This window comes from Nitrospira marina (assembly GCF_059568365.1).
Map to the genome: position 1 here is coordinate 2,236,725 of NZ_JCANTH010000001.1, position 17,956 is coordinate 2,254,680.

Sequence of the window (17,956 nt, forward strand, 5' to 3'; positions counted from 1 at the left end):
GGGATGGTGTCTCCACCGATCTGATGCCCAGTATATCCCTTGGCTCTTCAGGAATTCGTGTTGGTTGTTCGGATAATATGGATTTGTGAGCCCCCCCCTCCTTTGTAAGGAGGGGCGAGGGGAGGTAGAAACGCCAGATGCCAATTTGTCGCGTGGGCTGCTGGCGCAATGGCATGGGCACACACCTGAATCTCTACCTCACCTTTCTCCTCTTTTGAATGAAACCCCTTACAAAGGGGAAAAATGTGTAGCTCATGGTCTCAAGCATTTCCCCACGTGAATACTCTCTTGGCAAATGGGAAGAGTATTGTCCGTCAGCTTCCTGAAACAATACAACATTCATATCTGCTGTGATTCCTCTTTTTCGATCCGGTAAAATTCAACTATGGCTCTTTCCCTTACTGAATGTGAGTCCATTGTCAGGGAATTACGCAAGGCTCTGATCGGTGGGTTTGTTCAGAAAATCCACCAACCCCGGGACTTGACCTTAACCCTCGATATTCGCGCCCAGGGACAGACAAGCCACTTACTTGTGTGTGTGGATCCCCGGTTTGCCCGCCTGCATCTGACCTCTCAGAAGTTTGAAAATCCGCCGACTCCCCCGCCCTTTTGTGCCTTTCTGCGTTCTCATGTGGAGGGTGGACGCATTGCAGAGATCACCCAAGAGCCGGGAGACCGGATTGTTTTTATCACAATAGCCAAAGCCCGGCAGATGTCTGTATTGGTGATAGCCTTGACCGGCAATCAGGCGAATGTGCATGTCCTGAATGAGAAAAAACTGGTCTTGAAATCCTTACGGGATTCCCGTGTGAAGGCGGGTGAGCGCTATACGCCCCCAAGGTTGAGGCCGGTGCCCTCCCAGGAGGCTCTCCCTCCTTCCGCCATGGATGATCGCGTCCCTCAGGACGAGATTGTTATCACCCATGAAGAGAAAATTCGTGAACCGCTTTCTGAAGCTGCCACTCAAAGAACAGGTACCTTTGGCGATATGTGTCCGGTGTCGGCGGAACTGGAAGCCCGATATAGCCAGCGAGAACAGGAGGAAGGCCGGGATACCATCCTTGAACAACAACTGGTTCAGACTCGGAAGGCGCTAAAGCATGCCAAACGAAAAATTCAGGGGTTGCAAGAAGATTTCAAAAAGGCCGAGCGGTTTCGGGAATATGCCCGGTATGGAGAACTGCTGAAAAGTCATCTCCATGAGATCAAAAAGGGACAAGAGGCCATCATCATGGTTGATTATTATGATCAGGCCCTGCCTACCCTGACGCTCCCTCTTGACCCGGCTAAAGATGCGGTGTGGAATATGGAAGATTACTTTCGGAAATATCATAAATATATCGGAGCTCAGGAACATCTCCAACCCCGTGTGGACGAGGCCCAAAAGGAGGTGGCCCGATTGGAGAGAAAGTTGTCTCAATTGGAACAAGGGATTGTGGGTCCTGAGGTTTTACCAAGAACGAAGAAGAAACCAGATTCCTCGATTTACCAGGGGACGCGGGCATCCAAGGGCCGACCGGCTCCAGCCCAGGGCTACCGGACCTATACATCCGCCGATGGGCTTCCTATCTTAGTCGGGAAAACGGCGAAGGATAATGATCATCTGACATTGAAGGTCGCCAACCCGGATGATCTCTGGCTTCATGCTCGAGGGACACCCGGTTCGCACGTGGTTGTCCGCTTGGAGAAGGGCGCCACGGTGCCTCCGGAGACATTAAAGGATGCGGCGACGCTGACCCTGTGGTTTAGTGACTTGCGAAAAAGCGGGAAAGGTGAGGTGATTTATACGTTGCGGAAATTCGTCAGGAAAGGAAAAGGCTTTAAACCCGGTTCCGTCACGGTGGAGAGAGAGAAGTCACTCTGGATTGAATTAAAAGAAGATCGATTGAATCGGCTCAAAGGACTCTCTTCCTAAAATCAGGCATTAATCTGCTCACTTGATGGAGGTAAAAAAACAGGAGTGGTGCACAAAGAAAGAGACCTGAGGTCTAACTACAATCTTCCGATACCCATTGGGGGCTCGCTCAGAAAGTCATAAGCTGATGTTCTCTTGTTATTATTGAAAGAGGTGTGGGGGAAGTGAGAGCTTGACGTTAAACGAAGAAGTTGTATGAATCCCATCTTGGCGATAGAATTTAAGAGACCCTTTGAGCCCAACCACGAGAACTTCCTGAATACCCGAAGCAAGATAGGCTTGGACTTTATAGTTGATTTCGACCTGCCGATTTCCAGGTGATAGCACCTCAACGACGAAATCTGGAGCACGAATCAATCCCTCTTCGATGGTCACGACCTGCCATTTGTCTTCAGGCATCCAGACAATATCAGGAACCCGAACGCCTGCTGATGTGGTGAGGACCGCAGCCTCAGAGACCGCTTTCCCGCCAAGTTGTGCGCGCAGTTGATAGGCAATCTCTGCGCAAATAACCTGGTGACGGTTGCTGGGCTTTGGACTCATGATCAGTTCTCCATGTTCGGTGAGCTCATACCAATCTGGAAGCTGATCATTCTGCGCGAGGTCAGCCCAAACTTGGGATAATTCTTCTGATGAGAGAACAGTGGCAATATTGGACATATGGTTCATTTTAGAAATCTCCTTCCATCCTGTCAATGAATCTATGACTGCATAATAAGCCATCTCCCACCTTGACGTTTCCTCGTAATTCTTTCAAGAATGAGATTTAGAAAATGGAAGAAAATGATATGCTAACGAACGTATACGTCCACCGATGGGCTCCCGATCCTATTTGGGAAACGGCCAAGGATAACGATCAGCTAACCTTAAAGGTCGCCTATCCGCATGAACAGCAGGCATCTCATATTGTTTTATATCCTCCGGAAATTCGTCAGGAAAGGCAAAGGCTTCAAACCCGGTTCTGTCACGGTAGAGAGAGAAAAGTCGCTCTGGATTGAATTGAAAGAAGATCGATTGAATCGTTTGAAAGGCGGCACCAACTAGGATGTTTAATGGTTGGTAAAAATAGATGAGCATGCCCATGCGGTATTCGACTGAACGACGGGAGCTTGGGTTATTGATAACGAGTCGGGTGAGGTGGTTACTTGGGGAAAATGAACTAACGAGTGGGTGAATGACCGAACAGCCTCCATTAAGGGCTTAAGGTAGACGAGCGGGTGGACTTTCATCGGATTCAGGGGAAACACCAGCGTCCGACCCATGATCATTGAGGAGCTGATCGATGATGGTTTGAAATTTCGCCAGCGGTTGGGCTCCACGGATAATCGTTCCGGTGATGGAGTCTCCTGAGCCGCTTTTCCCGACAAAAAATGATGGGGTTCCTCTAATTCCCGCAGCTCCGCCATCGTCAACGTCCTTCTGAATAGCAACTTGGTATTTCCCGCTATCTAAGCATTCCTCGAACGTCGTGGAATCCAGTCCGAGGTCCGCCGCATATTGTTTCAACGAGGGAACGGTGAGATCTTTCTGGTTTTGAAACAACGCATCATGCATCTCCCAGTATTTATTGAATTCTCCGGCGCAGTGCGCACTTTCATGAGCCTTTCCCGCCTGTTGATGAATGCTGCTCAAAGGAAAATCTCTGAAGACATACCGAACTTTTCCTGTATCGATATACTCACGTTTGAGCACAGGGAACACCGTCAATGAATACCGTTGGCAAAATGGACATTGATAGTCCGAGAATTCCACGATCGTCACCGGCGCATCGGTTTCCCCCAGCATCGCACCCCCGGTCACACCCACGGTGCCAGTGCTTTTCTCGGGACTTGGCCGTTTTATCGCACTCTGAAGGATACTCTTAATTTCAGCAAGATCCTTCTTCACCTGCTCCATATCTTCACGAAGGGCCCGGACATCTTCTTCAACGGCGGCCCGGCCCGATCCAGGGTTGATCATGAGCAATCCGACACACACCAGCAGGCCGATTAGTCCTCGGAGGAGTCTGCTATTTCCTCCTGGGCTGTTCTCCGGTTTCTCAATTCCCTGAATTTGTCGATTCATATCCGCCTTTTCATAACTTGCAATAAAAAGTTGCCCATTCATCGCACAGCCTGCCGTGCAAATTTTATCACAACCCATCTCGATCAAAATCCACTCTCAAAAAGAAGGTAACAAATCACGGGATGAAGATCGAGGCATGCCATGAGATTGTTCAACACAGATTGCATAACCACAAGAAAGCGAGCTCAACGAGAATTTCCTTGACTTTTACTGCCGACCGATTAAAAATCAACCGGTTTATTCTGGTCAGATAGATGAACTTACAGGGAAGGCATCACTTCAGATGCGTTGCCCCATTGCAGGTAATCGGCAACGGACCAACAGGAAAAGCCTGATGCGTATTGTATAGACAAAAAATCCTGGTCCGCATCGGATCCGTTTTATGGAATACATGATGCGGGTGCAATAATATCAGCGCGCAGACAAATGCGGCGATCGTGAACCTCAATGCCGAACAGATAGGCGCCGGCATTATGACCCAATGCGAAATTAATCACACCCTCTGTGGTAATTAATTCGCTGTCATTTAATCAGAACGCCTAAATGATTACGCGAACATAGTCTGGAGGTATTGGGACGGTATCCAACAAGGACAAATAAAAGATTCTCTCTGAAAAGGACGGAAACGAAATGTTACCATCGAAATATCTTGTTGCCATGGTGTCGAGTGCGGTCATGATGGTCACCGCATTCTATGGTGAAGCCACGGCAAAGGGTGAAAATTCAAAGCCACAAAATTCTCCGTGGGCTTGGCTGGGAGCAAACGGTGGCACCTACTGGTACGTGCCATCTGAGTATCTCAAGGCCTATATGTGGGACACGGATGATCCCAGCAATCCAAATACGACTGTGCCAATCGATGACCAGACGGTCTGGCATATCGAAAAATTCGATGACGGATTTTTCTTCGGGCCTGTGGTTGTCAAATTTGAAGGCCAGCCTTCTCTCTGTCAATACATGTTCGGCTCGGTGACACCGGGTCCACCGAGTACACCGGGTCAACCAGGCGGGCGAGTGGAAATCTCCTTCAATGGCATGCCGGGGCTTCCCGCCCCGAAAAGCCCAACCATTACGACTGGCACCGGCGAACTCGTCAAACAGCGTGGCTCATGGACGTTCCTTATGCAAATGGCATCGGGAACTCAATCAACCCAGGTCGCACATTGGGCATACATGCAGCAATGTATTGCCGGCTCTGATCAGCCGTGCTGGGTCGACGATTTGCCGGGCAAGGGGGTGGACAAAACGATACAAGAATTGCTCGCGGACTGCGGCGCCATTTAGCGGGAACCGGTTTATCCAAGGCCTGTATAGACAATATTGGTTGTGCTGACGTTCATGATCTCACTAGCATGTGCAAACCTATTCGTATGAGGAAAAACTTACGTTAGACCATTACTCTAAAACGAGGAAATAAGGAAAGATGACCAGATTAAAGACCGTGCGAGGCATCATGATTTGTTGGCTGATCCTGAGTCTGTCCGGCTGCGCCATACCATCAAAAAAGGCGACGGATCCCCTGACCCCCACCGAGCAATTGTTATTCAGCTCAGCAATCAACAAAGGCCTGAAGAATTATGATGTGGGCTTTCTCAAAGAAGCCTCAATCCTCCTGACCGCTACAGATCTGAGGGTGGACCAGAGTTTAAATGGAGATGTCATCAATCATCACATGAAGCAGGTCGTGGCCGGATGGCTAGGAAAACAGGGAGTGATCATTCGGGAAGAAGAAGAGGATGCAACCTATCGTGTGCATTTAATCGTGGAGTCCATCGGGACGACCCAAAACGCGAGGTTGTTGGGGCTACCGGCCACTCAGGCAACGATATTTCCCATAGCCACACCCGAATTGGCTTTCTATAAACGTGTGAAAAGCCAGGGCTATGTGCGCTTTTATTTTGATATTTTCGACAGAGCATCCGGACGTTTTGTGCTCTCCACCGAGCCGCAGGTAGGATCGGTGACGCAAACTGTTTATACGGCATTTTTCTTTTTCAACTGGAGAACGACCGATATGGAGGCCTCACCGCCGATATTTGAAAATAATTAGATAAAAAATTAGGGTCAGGCCAATCTCACGACCATAGAGAGAATATTCACCTGGAGATTTTCCTGGCCATACATGAGGGACAGGATCCGAATGTCATATTAAAGCCGAAACTCAATTTAACCGGCGATGACAGAGCGAATTTTCGGCTGAATCGTTTACGATGGTCCTTTCAGGACGTTGAGCCGGGTGAGCATTCCTCGATGATAGAGTCCATCATCCGCCACATGGGGCAACACATGGCAATGGAAGAGCCACGTGCCCAAATTTGACGGGACGAATTCGACCACTTTTATCTGAGCGGAAGCCAGGCTGACGACCCCATTGTAATCCTTGTCAATGGGAGTCAGATCATCCGGGTCAAGGACGGTCCATTTGACACCGTGCATGTGGGGCGCATGGACCTCTGCACCGACATTGGCCATAACGAGGCGAACCGTCTCTCCAACCTTGGCGGTCAACGGTTCTTCGTCCGGCGTGGATTTGGAATTGATCGTATGCGTGTCGTACCGTCCATCGCCATCTATGTCCCACTCGTCCCAAACTGTCAGTATTTCGCGGTCCACCTTAGGCCAGGCAGGATCTTCTACAATAAAAAAACCATACATCCCATGGTCCATATGATTAGCCGTATCGAAGTGACAGTGGTAGAGGTAATAACCTGGTGCAGCGGGAGTCCATTCATAGGTATAGCTTTCTCCGGGCATCTGTAACTGTTCCTTGCCCAATTCTCGGATACCGTTTCCATCCATATTGAAGGGGTGTACCCCATGAAAGTGCATACTATGAGGCAACACATGGGTATTTTTAAAATGGACTCGCACCCTGGTCCCCATGGGTACTCGAATAACCGGACCCGGAACCGTGGCTTCCTGGCCTTCCAAGCCAAATGCCCAGACGGTCACTTCTTTTTTGGGTTGGCCTAACAGTTCAATGGTCTTTTCCTGAACAACCACCGTAAAATCTCTGACCGGCTGCGTTTTGGCGAGTGCCGTTCCATCTACTGCCATCGCCAACAGCATACAACCGGTGATGTGAATAGGCCGGAGCCACTTGTCCCACCACGATTTCAGTCCCATCGCCACGTCTCCTTTTCCTGGTTGACCCAAACACATGCGGGCACTGTGGATTGCACCACGCATGAGATCCACCGCTTCATTAGGTGAGCATCATAAGGATTTACAGGACCCAATGAAAGAGTGTTTTTTCGCTCCAGAGTAATTAATGGCACCGGCCAAGACAGAGGCATGTGTCCACCTCCACAACCCAATCATCATTATTCTGACATGGCCTCATTGACATGGCATCACACCAAAAATAGACTCAGATATCCTTCGGACATTGACTTCGACTCCCCTCTGCGGGGAGAGAGGTACCACCAGACGAATTGCCTTATGAACAATGGCTTCAACATACAATCATGTCGAGAATAGATGACATGGTGACATGTCGCAAGGAAAGTGGCCCGGTACCTTCCATCGACCCTATCAGGCCAAGAAAGTGATGTCGGCGTGTTTGAGGTAGTACGGAAAGCAGGAACCACGGTGTTAATCGGCTCCGGGATCGCAGTGCTCCTATCTTTCACTCAAGGCACTGCAGTCGGAGAAACTGAAGGGGGCCCTCTGATTGGAGCTCTCTCTGACACAACGCCCGCCAACCAGTCAGGTCAACCCGGTGAGACGTCTCCGGGATTAAACCGGGAAATTTTAGATCAAGGAACCACCGAGCAGCGCGCGATCATGCGACCTGATGGATCGATACGCGTGCTGCGAAAAAGCCCTTTCACCATCGAAAACACGATCGACGGACCTCGATGGTTGCATCTGGGCGTTGAACATCGCACGCGGTACGAAACCTATAATGAGCCGTTTCGACTCAATCAGGTTGGCAGCGATCAGCAGCTTCCCCTTCATACCCTCGTGCGATTGGGAATCCGATATGATCCGATCCGTTTCTTTACGGAATTTATCGACGCCCGCGCCTTCCTAACCGACAACGGGTCCACAATTCCGAGTGGGACTGAAGATCAAACAGACATCCTCCAACTCTATGGGGGCTTGGGCTCGTCGAATTTGTTCGGACTCGGAGTCCCGGCCGAACTCACGGTTGGGCGGTTCACCATGGATTTCGGTAACCGACGATTGATCAGAAGAGGAAACTTCCGGAATGTCCCGGTTTCATTCACCGGACTGCATTTGGCCCTGGGAGAAGAGAAATTACATCTCCGAAGCTTTGTCGTCGAACCGGTATTCCAGTATGAGAATAAAGGCGATACTGAAGAACACGGAACGATGTTCTGGGGATTTTTTCTTGGACAGCGACAGATCTCCTGGCTCCAAACCGATTTATATGTGTATTTTCTCAATGAAACAGATCGCCCCCCCAATACCGACAGCCGAAGACGTCATTTCCAGACACCGGGGTTACGCATTTTTAAGCCGAATGCCGTAGGACAGATGGATTACGAAATTGAATCAATCTGGCAATTCGGGAATCTGGCGGAAGCACCCGGGAGCGCTCAGACGATTGATCATTTTGCACATTTCCAGCATTTTGAGGTGGGCTATACCTTCGACATCCCCTGGACTCCCCGCTTTTTGGTCCAATATGATTATGCCAGCGGTGACCGCAATCCCAACGACAATAAGGATCAACGATTCGATACCCTCTTTGGAGGTGTGAACTTCGAATTAAATCCGGCTGGTATTTGGGGCCCCTTCCGTCGTTCGAATATCAACTCGCCCGGTTATCGTCTGCACCTGACACCCAGTAAGGATTTTTCCTTCTTTGTGGCGCATCGTTTTTTCTGGCTTGCCCAAGCCAAGGACCAATGGGTCGGGACGGGCCTACAAGATCGCTCAGGCAAGGCCGGAAAATTTCTGGGACAACACTTCGAGGCACGAGCTCATTGGATCGCGACAGAAAACGTGGTATTCGAAACGGGCTTGGCGTATTTATTGAAAGGAAGTTTCATTGAAAACCTGCAACAACCGGGAAAACCCAATAACAAAAATTCAACGTATTTCTATGTGTCAACGACATTAACATTTTAATGCTGTCTTGGCGGAATGTCCTTCGAGGGCAAGAGGCAGGTCGTTTGATTGGCCTGTAAAATGCGTTGGCAAGAGATCAGGGTGTTACTCACCTGAAGGGGCCAGGCCCTATTGATTCTGAATCAGAACAGTGGCGCTTTGTCCGGGTCATGCCCTTTCGGATAGTCATGAATTCGATCGGGAAAATCCGGACGAGGCTGGCTCAAAATGAATGCGGCTAGATCATAGGCCTCATCCTTCGTGAGCGTGTCTCCCTGGTCTCGCGGCATGTTGTGTCTGATGAATGCGGCCAGCGTGGGAATTCGTGCCATACCAGCCCCATTGTTAAAAGAATATGGACCCCATAAATGAGGAGCAACAGCGGTGTCTTCGCTATGAAGCCCATGACACACCGCACACTTCGCCGTAAACAGCTTCTTTCCTTGGGTTGGATTCGGCGGCCGGGTTGGCTCAATGCGTGGGAACCCGCGTTCTGGAATTTCAATCCCAACTGGAATTCCCTCAGACAGCCAGGCCATGTAACTAACCAGTGCCGTCATCTCTTTGCTGTCATATGGGAGAGGCTTGCCATTCATGCTTCGTCGGAAGCAGGAATTAATACGCATTTCGAGGGTCGTGACCTTGTCATTCTTTGTTCGATAGATGGGGTACAGAGAATACAGCCCTACGAAGGGGGCGGCATGGGGAGTTCGCCCGGCACCAAGGTGGCAATTCTGACATGTCAGACTGTTTCCGACATACTCCTTTAAATGCTGCTGCGTGTGGACAATGAGTTCAAATCCGTACCGAATGGCCTCGCCCTTTGGCCCGGCAGGAACATCATCGACCGATGGAAGAGTACCTTTGTGAAGGAACTTCGCGGCGGGATCTCCGTGGGTGACATCCGTCACCTTCACAGGATTGCCTTCAGCTCCTCCTGCAAAGGCCAATTCGAATGGCGAAAAAAGCACCACGCTTAAAAGAGCGAGTAGAAAGACAGGAGGCCTCCATGCAGATAGACCTGAGCGTACCATACCATACCCCTTTCCTCTTACCGATCAACTAACTCTGATTGATAGTTGCTGAGTATAGACCAGGCCAAAAGCACGGTAAAGTCACACACCGCTTCGGTCCATTCCTGCCCCACGACAGCTTTTCAACACACCTGTTTGCTAGGCGAATATATTTTTTAATTAGGATGAAATGAGGAGTATCCTGTGGCCTGTCGGCTTACCGTCAAGAGACAGCGGGTAGAACTTCCAAGGAATCAATCCTGGCTGTTAATGGAAGGCGATTCCTCTTTGCTTATGAACATACATGACACTTGGCAGCGCTAGTCCAACCACGCATACAATTCATGGGCGTTGAGGGCTTTCGCCCACAACCATCCCTGTCCCTTTTCGATCCCGATAGCCCGAAGAAAGTCCGCTTGTTCCGGGGTCTCAATGCCCTCGGCAACAATATCCACCTCGAGAATAGTGGCCAAGGCTGCAATCCCACGCACCAGACGTTCCGCCGCAACATTGGTTCCCAACTGCTGAATAAAGGATTGGTCAATTTTAAGGGTATCCACTTCCAAGTCAATGAGTTGTTGCAGTCCTGAATGCCCGGTGCCGAAGTCATCAATGGCCACTCTGGCACCTAATTGCCGAGCCAGGCGGATGGCATCCCGGCCTTTCTCATTGAGTGCTTGCCGTTCAGTGATTTCCCCGGTGAGCTGTGGAAGATGGGGTATCAAACCTAATTGTTCCAGGACCGGCAAGATCTTGTTTTTCCCCATCACAATGGGGGGCAGATTCACGCTCACTGAAAACGTGGGATGTTCGAGCAGCAGGGTGCCTAAATCCGCTTTAAGACAGGCGAACATACAGGTGGTTAACTCTAAGGCTAAGTCTTCCTGCGATTCGAATTCGTCAATGACGGGTTCTATACTGATCTCACGTCCACCATCCGCTCGCCACCGAGCAAGGGCTTCACAGCCAACGATACGATTTGTGGTGAGATCAATGATCGGTTGATACTTAGCGAAAATGGAAGACCGAACGGTATGAGTAGAAAGAGTAGACATGACTGGTGAGCGTTTTTTGTGTATGGATTGTACCCTCAAGATCCAGTAGGTGATGAAATCACGGCTGCTCAAGTCAGGACAACGTCATCCTACCTCAATTAGCTAGACCACTGCGAGCAAGCGATCGCTCTCGTCCTCAACACGAGATAAAGTTAGAGGAGTCATAGAGACATAACGCCTGCTTTGTTCAAACTGGTCTATCCAACTGAGCGAGAGGCGCAAAGTTTGCTGTTACAATCTTTCGGGGTGATATCAGGAGAGGTCGTCTTAACGGAGTATTTGGTCGGGGCGAGAGGATTTGAACCTCCGACAACCTGCTTGCTCCCAAAGGTGATTACATATTGCAACGCCAGTCAACACGTTTCTAGACCGTACCACAGAAACGTCAATACTGACAAGGCGTTTAGTCGTTTATTGTCGTTTCGTATTGCCGAAAGTATTACGGTCTAACTGCCCCCCCAATTGCCATCAAAAGGGAAATTTTTCATTGAAGATGTTTGTTAAATAGATACACCAAAACAAGAGAGGCAATGGGCTAGCTGATCCTAGGTCGGCGGTGGTTACCTGGCCTCGTGCCTCCCCTTCCGCATTCAGAAATTCAACAGGAGGGGATGATGACACGATCTACTAGCCTGGCCTCACAATCCGGGGATTCTACCACCACACACCCATGGTTTGTTGTTTAATGCAATCGTCCTGTATTGCGGAACCAAATATGCCCGCTCCTTCCATCCATGATTTGTCTTTTCCCACAAACACGCTTCACTCTCCTCTCTTTGTTGCCGATAAACCTCTTATGCAGGACTTCGATAGTTCCAACCACCCTACCACTAGAGTATTGACTCTTTCTGGACACCTGGATGCCCTTCAAACCCTGAGGCTTGAAAAATTCATTGAGGAGGCCCACCAAGGAACCTGCCGCCACGTCATCCTCAATCTTTCCAACGTGGCCACCATGGACCTTGGAGGAGTGGGCAACCTTTTTACCTGGTACCACGCTTTGCATATCAATCAGGTTCGCCTCAGTATCGTGGCCCCGTCCCCCATGGTCCGCAATACGATGGAATCTCTTCATTTGACGGAACTCATTTCGATCTATTCCTCCGTTCCTGAAGCGATCAGTCACCATCCTGCCCCCAATTCCGTTTCTTCCTAACTACCTCCTAGCCATGGGTATGACGGTTTGATCCTGAACCCATCGTTCTACTTGGGCCAGATTAAATTTTAACGCCCCGCCGATTTTCACATAGGGAGTCCGCCGCTGATTAACCCTTTTGTAGAGCTGGGCAGAGACAAACAGAAAAGGATTGCTAAAGCTTTGAGGTACATCCTCGAAAAACAGTGAGTTCGAGGTTTTTATTTGAAATCACCACCCTCGCCTTAAAAGGGCGAACTTGGACGATTGCCCTAGAGAATGATTGAGTAAGACCAAGAATGATAATACCTTTGACTGGAAAGTGACTGCACGATCGCAGCCTTGCTTCGACACACCGGGACAGCTTTGGTGCAGCGTTATGCCCACCTGTCCTCTACCCACCTGAAGGAGGCTATTGAAGGGGTCGCGAGGTATGGAACGGTGAAAGAAAAGAAGGGGGTGACTAAGGTTGACTCTCAGCCTAATTCCGAAGGAATGGAAAACGGAACCGAGACAAAAACCGTGACCGCAGGAGTGAACGAGGAGAAGGAGATTGCGTAAGTGGTTATTTTTATTGGTCGGGGCGAGAGGATTTGAACCTCCGACATCCTGCTCCCAAAGCAGGCGCGCTACCGGGCTGCGCTACGCCCCGACTCTTGTGCTAAATGGCGATGTGTGGTGAGAAGACTCTTGGCATTGGTCACCGCTTGAGCGCGATGGCTGATTCGATTTTTTTCTGCAAAAGTCATCTCGGCTAGTGTTTTTCCTAGTTGAGGAACATAGAATACCGGATCATACCCGAATCCACCAGTTCCATGAAACTCCTGGGTAATAATTCCCTCTAACACGCCTACAACGGTTTCCGTCTCACCATCCGGGTTGGCCAGCGCCACCACGGTGATAAAACGGGCGGTTCGCTGGTCTGAAGGCACCCCGTGTAATTCCTGCAACAGTTTTTGACAGTTATCCTCGTATGTTGCATGCTCGCCGGCATATCGGGCCGCATAGACCCCTGGACGTCCCTGTAACGCATCCACTTCCAACCCGGTATCGTCCGCCAAGGCACAGTGTCCGGTAAATTTGGCTGTGGCCACGGCCTTTTTCACGGCATTGGCCTGACAGGTAAGCCCATCTTCATTAACAGCCGGAAAATCAGGAAATTCATTCAAGGTGAGCATGGGTATGCCCACATCATTGAGAATGGATTGAATTTCCTCAACTTTATGCCGATTCCCGGTTGCCAGAACTAAAGAATCAATGACCATCACCCTTATCCGACTCAGGCAATAGAGCCGATAAGCTCCTTCTGTAAGCTAATCAAGCGTTGAATCCCTTCCCATCCCATGGCCAAAAACTCATCCAGATCTTTTTTGGAAAATGGAGATTGTTCAGCGGTTCCCTGCACCTCAACCATCCGCCCATTCCCGGTCATGACTAAATTCATATCCACGTCCGCTTGAGAGTCTTCGTCGTAGGCCAGGTCTAACCGGATTTCCCCGGCAATCTTTCCAATACTGATGGCCGCCAGATAATCCAGAAGCGGGCATTGCTTGATCAGCCCTTTCTCTTTCAAAGTCGTAAAGGCATCAGCCAGGGCAATATAGGCGCCCGTGATCGAGGCGGTCCGTGTTCCTCCATCCGCCTGAATCACATCACAATCAATCCAAATGGAGCGTTCTCCCATTTGATGCATATCCGTGACAGCCCGGAGCGATCGTCCCACCAGCCGTTGAATTTCCAAGGTTCGCCCGCCCTGCTTGCCTTTGCTGGCTTCACGGGACATCCGATCATGGGTCGACCGGGGCAACATCCCATACTCAGCGGTAATCCAGCCTTGTCCTTTGTCCCGTAAAAAAGGCGGAACTTTTTCTTCCACCGAGGCCGTACACACGACCTTCGTCTCTCCCATTTCAATAAGCACCGACCCTTCGGCATATTTGGTAAAGGGACGAGTAATTTTGACAGGCCGCAGTTCATCCGCCCGTCGATTATCTGTACGCGGGATTCCAAGTGTCGGTAACATTATTCCTCACATTAAAAAAAAAGGGTTGAATTATAAAGAGGGCTCCTGCAAAACACAAATGCACCAGACACCTTGTCCACATGAGGTTGAAAGAATGACTGATCTATTTGGATGGCAATGACGAACAATCTGCATCGTTAATTTTGAGAGCCGGATGAATCATTTTTTACGATCCTGAACGACATACCAGCGAAAGAACAGCAATCCCGCTATGATCACACTCACCACGACAACAAACACGTCTTCATGAGGAAAGAGATACGGCATGGATGCTAGGCTGCGGCGGAAATGACAAAGGTTTTCTGGTTTGCATTCATTGACTGAGATGGGGACTCATGATAGATTCGGTCTCCCTGCCAGGCCACCATGCACGATATCCGAATCCTTAGCGACCAACTCGACTCTCTCCGCTCCCAACTCGGTGCCCGGGCTGGCGATATTCCCTGGGAAACCGTCCAGACCTTAGCGGCCCAACGACGTGTCCTCATCACTCAAACCGAAGAGCTTCGCCACCAGCTCAAAAAGGGATCGGATCAGATTGCCGAACTGAAGCGTAACAAACAACCGTGCGAGGATGCCACAACCGCTCTTCGAGAAATTCGCGACCGCATCCAGACCATGGACGTGGAATTGCGCACCACCGAAGAACGATTACAAGACCAGGCCCTCAGAATACCCAATATTCCTCACGAATCGGTCCCACCGGGGAAGGACGAACACGAGAACGTTGAAGTGCGAAAATGGGGAATTCCACCGGAATTTCCCTTTCCAGTCAAATCCCATCAAGACCTGGGAGAAGCCCTCGGCATACTCGATTTCAAACGGGCCACAAAAATCGCCGGAGCCAGGTTTTGCGTGTCGATGGGCCTGGGGGCCTTATTGGAAAGAGCGCTGGCCAATTTTATGCTTGATTGTCATATCCAAGAACATGGCTATACCGAAGTGCTTCCACCTATGCTCGTCAACCGGCCAACAATGACCGGAACCGGGCAATTACCCAAATTCGCCGAAGATCTCTTTCATCTACCTGAAGAAGATTTCTTTCTCATTCCGACGGCGGAAGTTCCCGTCACCAATCTGTTTCGAGAAGAAATCCTGGATGCAGAGCAACTCCCCTTGCGCCTTGTGGCCTATACCTCCTGTTTCCGACGAGAGGCCGGATCCTATGGTAAGGACACCCAAGGCCTGATTCGCATGCACCAATTCCAAAAAGTGGAACTGGTCAACTTTGTCCGACCGGAGGACTCCTATGACCAGCTGGAACGCCTGACCCAAGCCGCGGAATCCATTCTTCAAAAACTGGGACTTCCCTATCGTGTCGTCGCATTATGCTCCGGTGACCTGGGATTTTCCGCCGCAAAGACTTATGATCTTGAAGTCTGGCTTCCTTCGCAGCAACGGTATCGAGAGATTTCATCCTGTAGTAATTTTGACGCGTTTCAAGCCCGTCGAGCCAATATTCGATTCCGTTCAAAAAAGGACAAGCCTCAATTCCTCCACACGTTAAATGGCTCAGGTCTGGCCATTGGACGCACAGTGGTCGCCATTTTGGAGAACTATCAGCAAGCCGATGGAACCGTGCATATTCCTGAAGCCTTGCAACCCTATATGAATGGAGTCAGCGTCATTCGTCCGGTTGCTTTTCCATAAGTGAAAAATTGATGAACCCTATTCCCATGTGGGATCTTTCAGCTCCTGGATGACACAAAATTTTAGCGGACTCCCACCAAATTTCATTAGGCTAGAGAGTTCACATTCCTGCTACAGTCGGCTACTATAAGCTTGAATGGATATAAGCCTTGTGAGATTCATTGCATTCCGTGTCAAACAGAAGGTCTTGTCAGGTCATTGGAGTTAGGCCGCAATTGGGTGAGAACCAGTCCTACCAAACAATCCTCAGGCTTTTGACTCTAAATAATTCGGAGGGGTGCTAGAGTGGCCGAATAGACCGGTCTTGAAAACCGGCGTGGTGAAAGCCACCGTGGGTTCGAATCCCACCCCCTCCGCCATATTTTTCAATGGGTTGCGTCGTGGTCTTCTCCCAATCCCAATCGGTCAACTTACCGACTGTAACCATATTTGTAACCTTTTGGTCCGAAAAGTATTGATTGATCTGGTCCGCAGCCTTCTTCAAGTCCGCTTCATTTGTGACATTATTGCGATCAAACACCGACCGATTTTTATGCACTGAAATCTTCATCGCCACGGTTTCAGATACTCTGGCTCTCACCAAATTCCGAACCCCCGTTCGTCGAAGATCGTGGAAGGTCTTTCCCTCCAACTCAATCCGCTTACAAGCGACATTCCACCCATGACGGAGTTGTCCAAAGGATTTCCCGTTGATATGACATACAAAAGGGCAAATTGGAAAATCTCGGTTTCGTAGCTCTTTCGCTTTGCCTAAGACTTGATAGAAATCATCTGCCATAAATATTACCCGAGGCGTCTTGGTTTTCGTTTGAATGGAAGTGGTCTTCCCCCGGTTTTGTGGACGGGTTAGTTAAGAGTTTTTTAAATCTGTTCGGCGTATACCCCCGGTGCTAATCCTTTGGAGTTGGAATGCCGACGCTGCCGATTATAAAACCGTTCAATATAGTTAAAGATATCGGTTTGCGCTTCCGCCCGAGTCCGATAGTACCGCCGGTGAACCCGTTCCCGTTTCAGTAACCCGAAAAAGCTCTCCGCGACGGCATTGTCATAACAACTGCCCACGCCACTCATACTACTTACGATGCCATGTGTTTTCAGGAACGCTTGAAACTCCTGGGCCGTATATTGCGTTCCTCGATCGGAGTGCAGAATCACGGCTTCTGTAGTCGTTCGTTGCCACACCGCCATGAGGACGGCTTGGAGGACGATTTCACGGCCTAGCTGGGGTTGCATGGACCAACCAATGACTTGTCGGGTAAACAAATCGAGCACGACGGCCAGATACAACCAGCCCTCGGCCGTGCGGATATACCTAATGTCGGTGACCCATTTGGTATTCGGGGTCTCCGCTCCAAAATCTTGAGCGAGGTGGTTCGTCACATCCTGAGGGCGCTCACCTGACTTTCGACTCCGCCAACGCTTCTTCGAGGGAATGCCCTGGATCTTCTCCTGTTTCATCAGCCGAGCCACTCGATGCTGGCCACAGGCGTGCCCACGCTCTTGTAACTCCTGCCAGATCTTCGGACTGCCATACACCTCACCACTCTCCGTATGAATTTGTCGAATCGCCTGGGTTAACTCCTCATTGGCCGTTGCCAGACGGCTTTTCGTCCGAGTTTGCCTCGCGTAGTAGCCACTCGCCGAGACATGCAGGAATCGACACATCATACGAATGGGAAACAGGCTGCGACAGGAGGCAATCATGGCATACCTCGCGGCGTATCCCTGGCAAAGAAGACCGCCGCGTCTTTTAAAAAATCTCGCTCTCGCCTCACACGAGCCAACTCCCGTTTCAGTCGGGCCACTTCTTCATCTCGTGGAACCCCTTGTCCTCTAAACGCCTTTCCCCCATCCCGTTCCTGCTCTCGGCACCACCGACTTAATACATTCGTATGAATCCCTAAATCTTTCGCGACTTGGCTGATGGACAGATCGGTCCCCCTCGCCATCTGCACCGCCTCCTGTTTGAATTCTTTGGAAAATCTCCTCCGCTGTTGTGCCATGACACACCTCCTGGCCTAT

General features: G+C 50.1%; 16 protein-coding genes, 2 tRNA genes and 1 pseudogene. 9 read left to right on the forward strand and 10 right to left on the reverse strand.

The genetic code is table 11. The features are described 5' to 3' along the window. The first annotated feature begins 385 nt into the window (after positions 1–385). Positions 386–1,915 (forward strand): NFACT RNA binding domain-containing protein, encoded by a 1,530-nt coding sequence (locus LX98_RS09170; protein ID WP_496428613.1) that lies wholly within the window; start codon positions 386–388, stop codon positions 1,913–1,915. 141 nt (positions 1,916–2,056) lie between these two features. Here LX98_RS09170 and LX98_RS09175 read toward each other — a convergent pair whose 3' ends face one another. Further along, positions 2,057–2,584 carry a Uma2 family endonuclease gene (locus LX98_RS09175; RefSeq protein WP_496428614.1) on the reverse strand — a complete coding sequence of 176 codons (528 nt, stop codon included), beginning with the start codon at positions 2,582–2,584 and terminating at the stop codon, positions 2,057–2,059. Between the two features lie 119 nt (positions 2,585–2,703). Between LX98_RS09175 and LX98_RS09180 the strand changes: the two genes are divergently transcribed. After that, a complete protein-coding gene (locus tag LX98_RS09180; protein ID WP_496428615.1) occupies positions 2,704–2,913 on the forward strand; it encodes a hypothetical protein in 210 nt (69 codons plus the stop codon). Between the two features lie 202 nt (positions 2,914–3,115). Here the strand turns inward: LX98_RS09180 and LX98_RS09185 are convergent, their stop codons facing one another. After that, on the reverse strand, positions 3,116–4,021 hold the full coding sequence (locus tag LX98_RS09185; RefSeq protein ID WP_496428616.1) for a thioredoxin domain-containing protein: 906 nt from the start codon (positions 4,019–4,021) through the stop codon (positions 3,116–3,118). A gap of 588 nt (positions 4,022–4,609) precedes the next feature. On the opposite strand from LX98_RS09185, the gene LX98_RS09190 reads away from it, so the two are divergent. Together LX98_RS09190 and LX98_RS09195 are read left to right on the forward strand one after the other, a co-directional pair. Further along, positions 4,610–5,263 carry a hypothetical protein gene (locus LX98_RS09190; protein ID WP_496428617.1) on the forward strand — a complete coding sequence of 218 codons (654 nt, stop codon included), beginning with the start codon at positions 4,610–4,612 and terminating at the stop codon, positions 5,261–5,263. Positions 5,264–5,402: 139 nt separating this feature from the next. Beyond that, complete coding sequence (locus tag LX98_RS09195; protein ID WP_496428618.1) at positions 5,403–6,029, forward strand: hypothetical protein; 627 nt, start codon at positions 5,403–5,405, stop codon at positions 6,027–6,029. A gap of 155 nt (positions 6,030–6,184) precedes the next feature. On the opposite strand, the gene LX98_RS09200 is transcribed toward LX98_RS09195, so the two are convergent. Then, positions 6,185–7,168, reverse strand: coding sequence for a multicopper oxidase domain-containing protein (locus LX98_RS09200; protein WP_496428619.1), 984 nt, complete (start codon positions 7,166–7,168; stop codon positions 6,185–6,187). A gap of 318 nt (positions 7,169–7,486) precedes the next feature. On the opposite strand from LX98_RS09200, the gene LX98_RS09205 reads away from it, so the two are divergent. Then, positions 7,487–9,079 carry an alginate export family protein gene (locus LX98_RS09205; protein WP_496428620.1) on the forward strand — a complete coding sequence of 531 codons (1,593 nt, stop codon included), beginning with the start codon at positions 7,487–7,489 and terminating at the stop codon, positions 9,077–9,079. 122 nt (positions 9,080–9,201) lie between these two features. Here LX98_RS09205 and LX98_RS09210 read toward each other — a convergent pair whose 3' ends face one another. After that, complete coding sequence (locus LX98_RS09210) at positions 9,202–10,092, reverse strand: c-type cytochrome (protein ID WP_496428621.1); 891 nt, start codon at positions 10,090–10,092, stop codon at positions 9,202–9,204. Between the two features lie 299 nt (positions 10,093–10,391). Then, on the reverse strand, positions 10,392–11,126 hold the full coding sequence (locus LX98_RS09215) for an EAL domain-containing protein (RefSeq protein WP_496428622.1): 735 nt from the start codon (positions 11,124–11,126) through the stop codon (positions 10,392–10,394). A 715-nt stretch (positions 11,127–11,841) separates the two neighbouring features. On the opposite strand from LX98_RS09215, the gene LX98_RS09220 reads away from it, so the two are divergent. Beyond that, complete coding sequence (locus LX98_RS09220; protein WP_496428623.1) at positions 11,842–12,282, forward strand: STAS domain-containing protein; 441 nt, start codon at positions 11,842–11,844, stop codon at positions 12,280–12,282. A 321-nt stretch (positions 12,283–12,603) separates the two neighbouring features. Further along, complete coding sequence (locus tag LX98_RS09225; protein WP_496428624.1) at positions 12,604–12,822, forward strand: hypothetical protein; 219 nt, start codon at positions 12,604–12,606, stop codon at positions 12,820–12,822. A 14-nt stretch (positions 12,823–12,836) separates the two neighbouring features. Here the strand turns inward: LX98_RS09225 and LX98_RS09230 are convergent. The 3 genes from LX98_RS09230 to rph form a co-directional block, all read right to left on the reverse strand. Further along, positions 12,837–12,913, reverse strand: a tRNA-Pro gene (locus tag LX98_RS09230). Continuing rightward, the gene (locus LX98_RS09235) at positions 12,891–13,526 is read right to left on the reverse strand and encodes an XTP/dITP diphosphatase (protein WP_496428625.1); all 636 of its coding nucleotides are present in this window, start codon (positions 13,524–13,526) and stop codon (positions 12,891–12,893) included. Before LX98_RS09235 ends, LX98_RS09230 begins: the two co-directional genes overlap by 23 nt. 14 nt (positions 13,527–13,540) lie before the next feature. Next, on the reverse strand, positions 13,541–14,266 hold the full coding sequence (rph, locus tag LX98_RS09240) for a ribonuclease PH (protein WP_496430584.1): 726 nt from the start codon (positions 14,264–14,266) through the stop codon (positions 13,541–13,543). A 384-nt stretch (positions 14,267–14,650) separates the two neighbouring features. Here rph and serS point away from each other — a divergent pair, with 384 nt between their 5' ends. Both serS and LX98_RS09250 read left to right on the forward strand, forming a co-directional pair. After that, positions 14,651–15,934 carry a serine--tRNA ligase gene (gene serS / locus LX98_RS09245; protein WP_496428626.1) on the forward strand — a complete coding sequence of 428 codons (1,284 nt, stop codon included), beginning with the start codon at positions 14,651–14,653 and terminating at the stop codon, positions 15,932–15,934. 271 nt (positions 15,935–16,205) lie between these two features. After that, a tRNA-Ser gene (locus LX98_RS09250) sits at positions 16,206–16,293 on the forward strand. Positions 16,294–16,795: 502 nt separating this feature from the next. Here LX98_RS09250 and LX98_RS09255 read toward each other — a convergent pair. Beyond that, positions 16,796–17,650, reverse strand: a pseudogene (locus LX98_RS09255) (IS3 family transposase); the annotation flags it as partial. Then, positions 17,635–17,937: a transposase gene (locus tag LX98_RS09260; RefSeq protein WP_496428627.1), complete on the reverse strand. Its 303-nt coding sequence runs from the start codon at positions 17,935–17,937 to the stop codon at positions 17,635–17,637. The gene LX98_RS09260 and the pseudogene LX98_RS09255, both read right to left, overlap by 16 nt. Between the last annotated feature and the right edge of the window lie 19 nt (positions 17,938–17,956).

Bases quoted from the DNA above. Each gene is read 5' to 3' on its own strand.
- LX98_RS09215 (WP_496428622.1), bottom strand. From the start codon at position 11,126: ATGTCTACTCTTTCTACTCATACCGTTCGGTCTTCCATTTTCGCTAAG.
- LX98_RS09195 (WP_496428618.1), top strand. From the start codon at position 5,403: ATGACCAGATTAAAGACCGTGCGAGGCATCATGATTTGTTGGCTGATC.
- LX98_RS09170 (WP_496428613.1), top strand. From the start codon at position 386: ATGGCTCTTTCCCTTACTGAATGTGAGTCCATTGTCAGGGAATTACGC.
- LX98_RS09180 (WP_496428615.1), top strand. From the start codon at position 2,704: ATGCTAACGAACGTATACGTCCACCGATGGGCTCCCGATCCTATTTGG.
- serS (WP_496428626.1), top strand. From the start codon at position 14,651: ATGCACGATATCCGAATCCTTAGCGACCAACTCGACTCTCTCCGCTCC.
- LX98_RS09190 (WP_496428617.1), top strand. From the start codon at position 4,610: ATGTTACCATCGAAATATCTTGTTGCCATGGTGTCGAGTGCGGTCATG.
- LX98_RS09210 (WP_496428621.1), bottom strand. From the start codon at position 10,092: ATGGTACGCTCAGGTCTATCTGCATGGAGGCCTCCTGTCTTTCTACTC.
- LX98_RS09185 (WP_496428616.1), bottom strand. From the start codon at position 4,021: ATGAATGGGCAACTTTTTATTGCAAGTTATGAAAAGGCGGATATGAAT.
- LX98_RS09200 (WP_496428619.1), bottom strand. From the start codon at position 7,168: ATGCGTGGTGCAATCCACAGTGCCCGCATGTGTTTGGGTCAACCAGGA.
- LX98_RS09260 (WP_496428627.1), bottom strand. From the start codon at position 17,937: ATGGCACAACAGCGGAGGAGATTTTCCAAAGAATTCAAACAGGAGGCG.
- LX98_RS09235 (WP_496428625.1), bottom strand. From the start codon at position 13,526: ATGGTCATTGATTCTTTAGTTCTGGCAACCGGGAATCGGCATAAAGTT.
- LX98_RS09175 (WP_496428614.1), bottom strand. From the start codon at position 2,584: ATGAACCATATGTCCAATATTGCCACTGTTCTCTCATCAGAAGAATTA.
- LX98_RS09220 (WP_496428623.1), top strand. From the start codon at position 11,842: ATGCCCGCTCCTTCCATCCATGATTTGTCTTTTCCCACAAACACGCTT.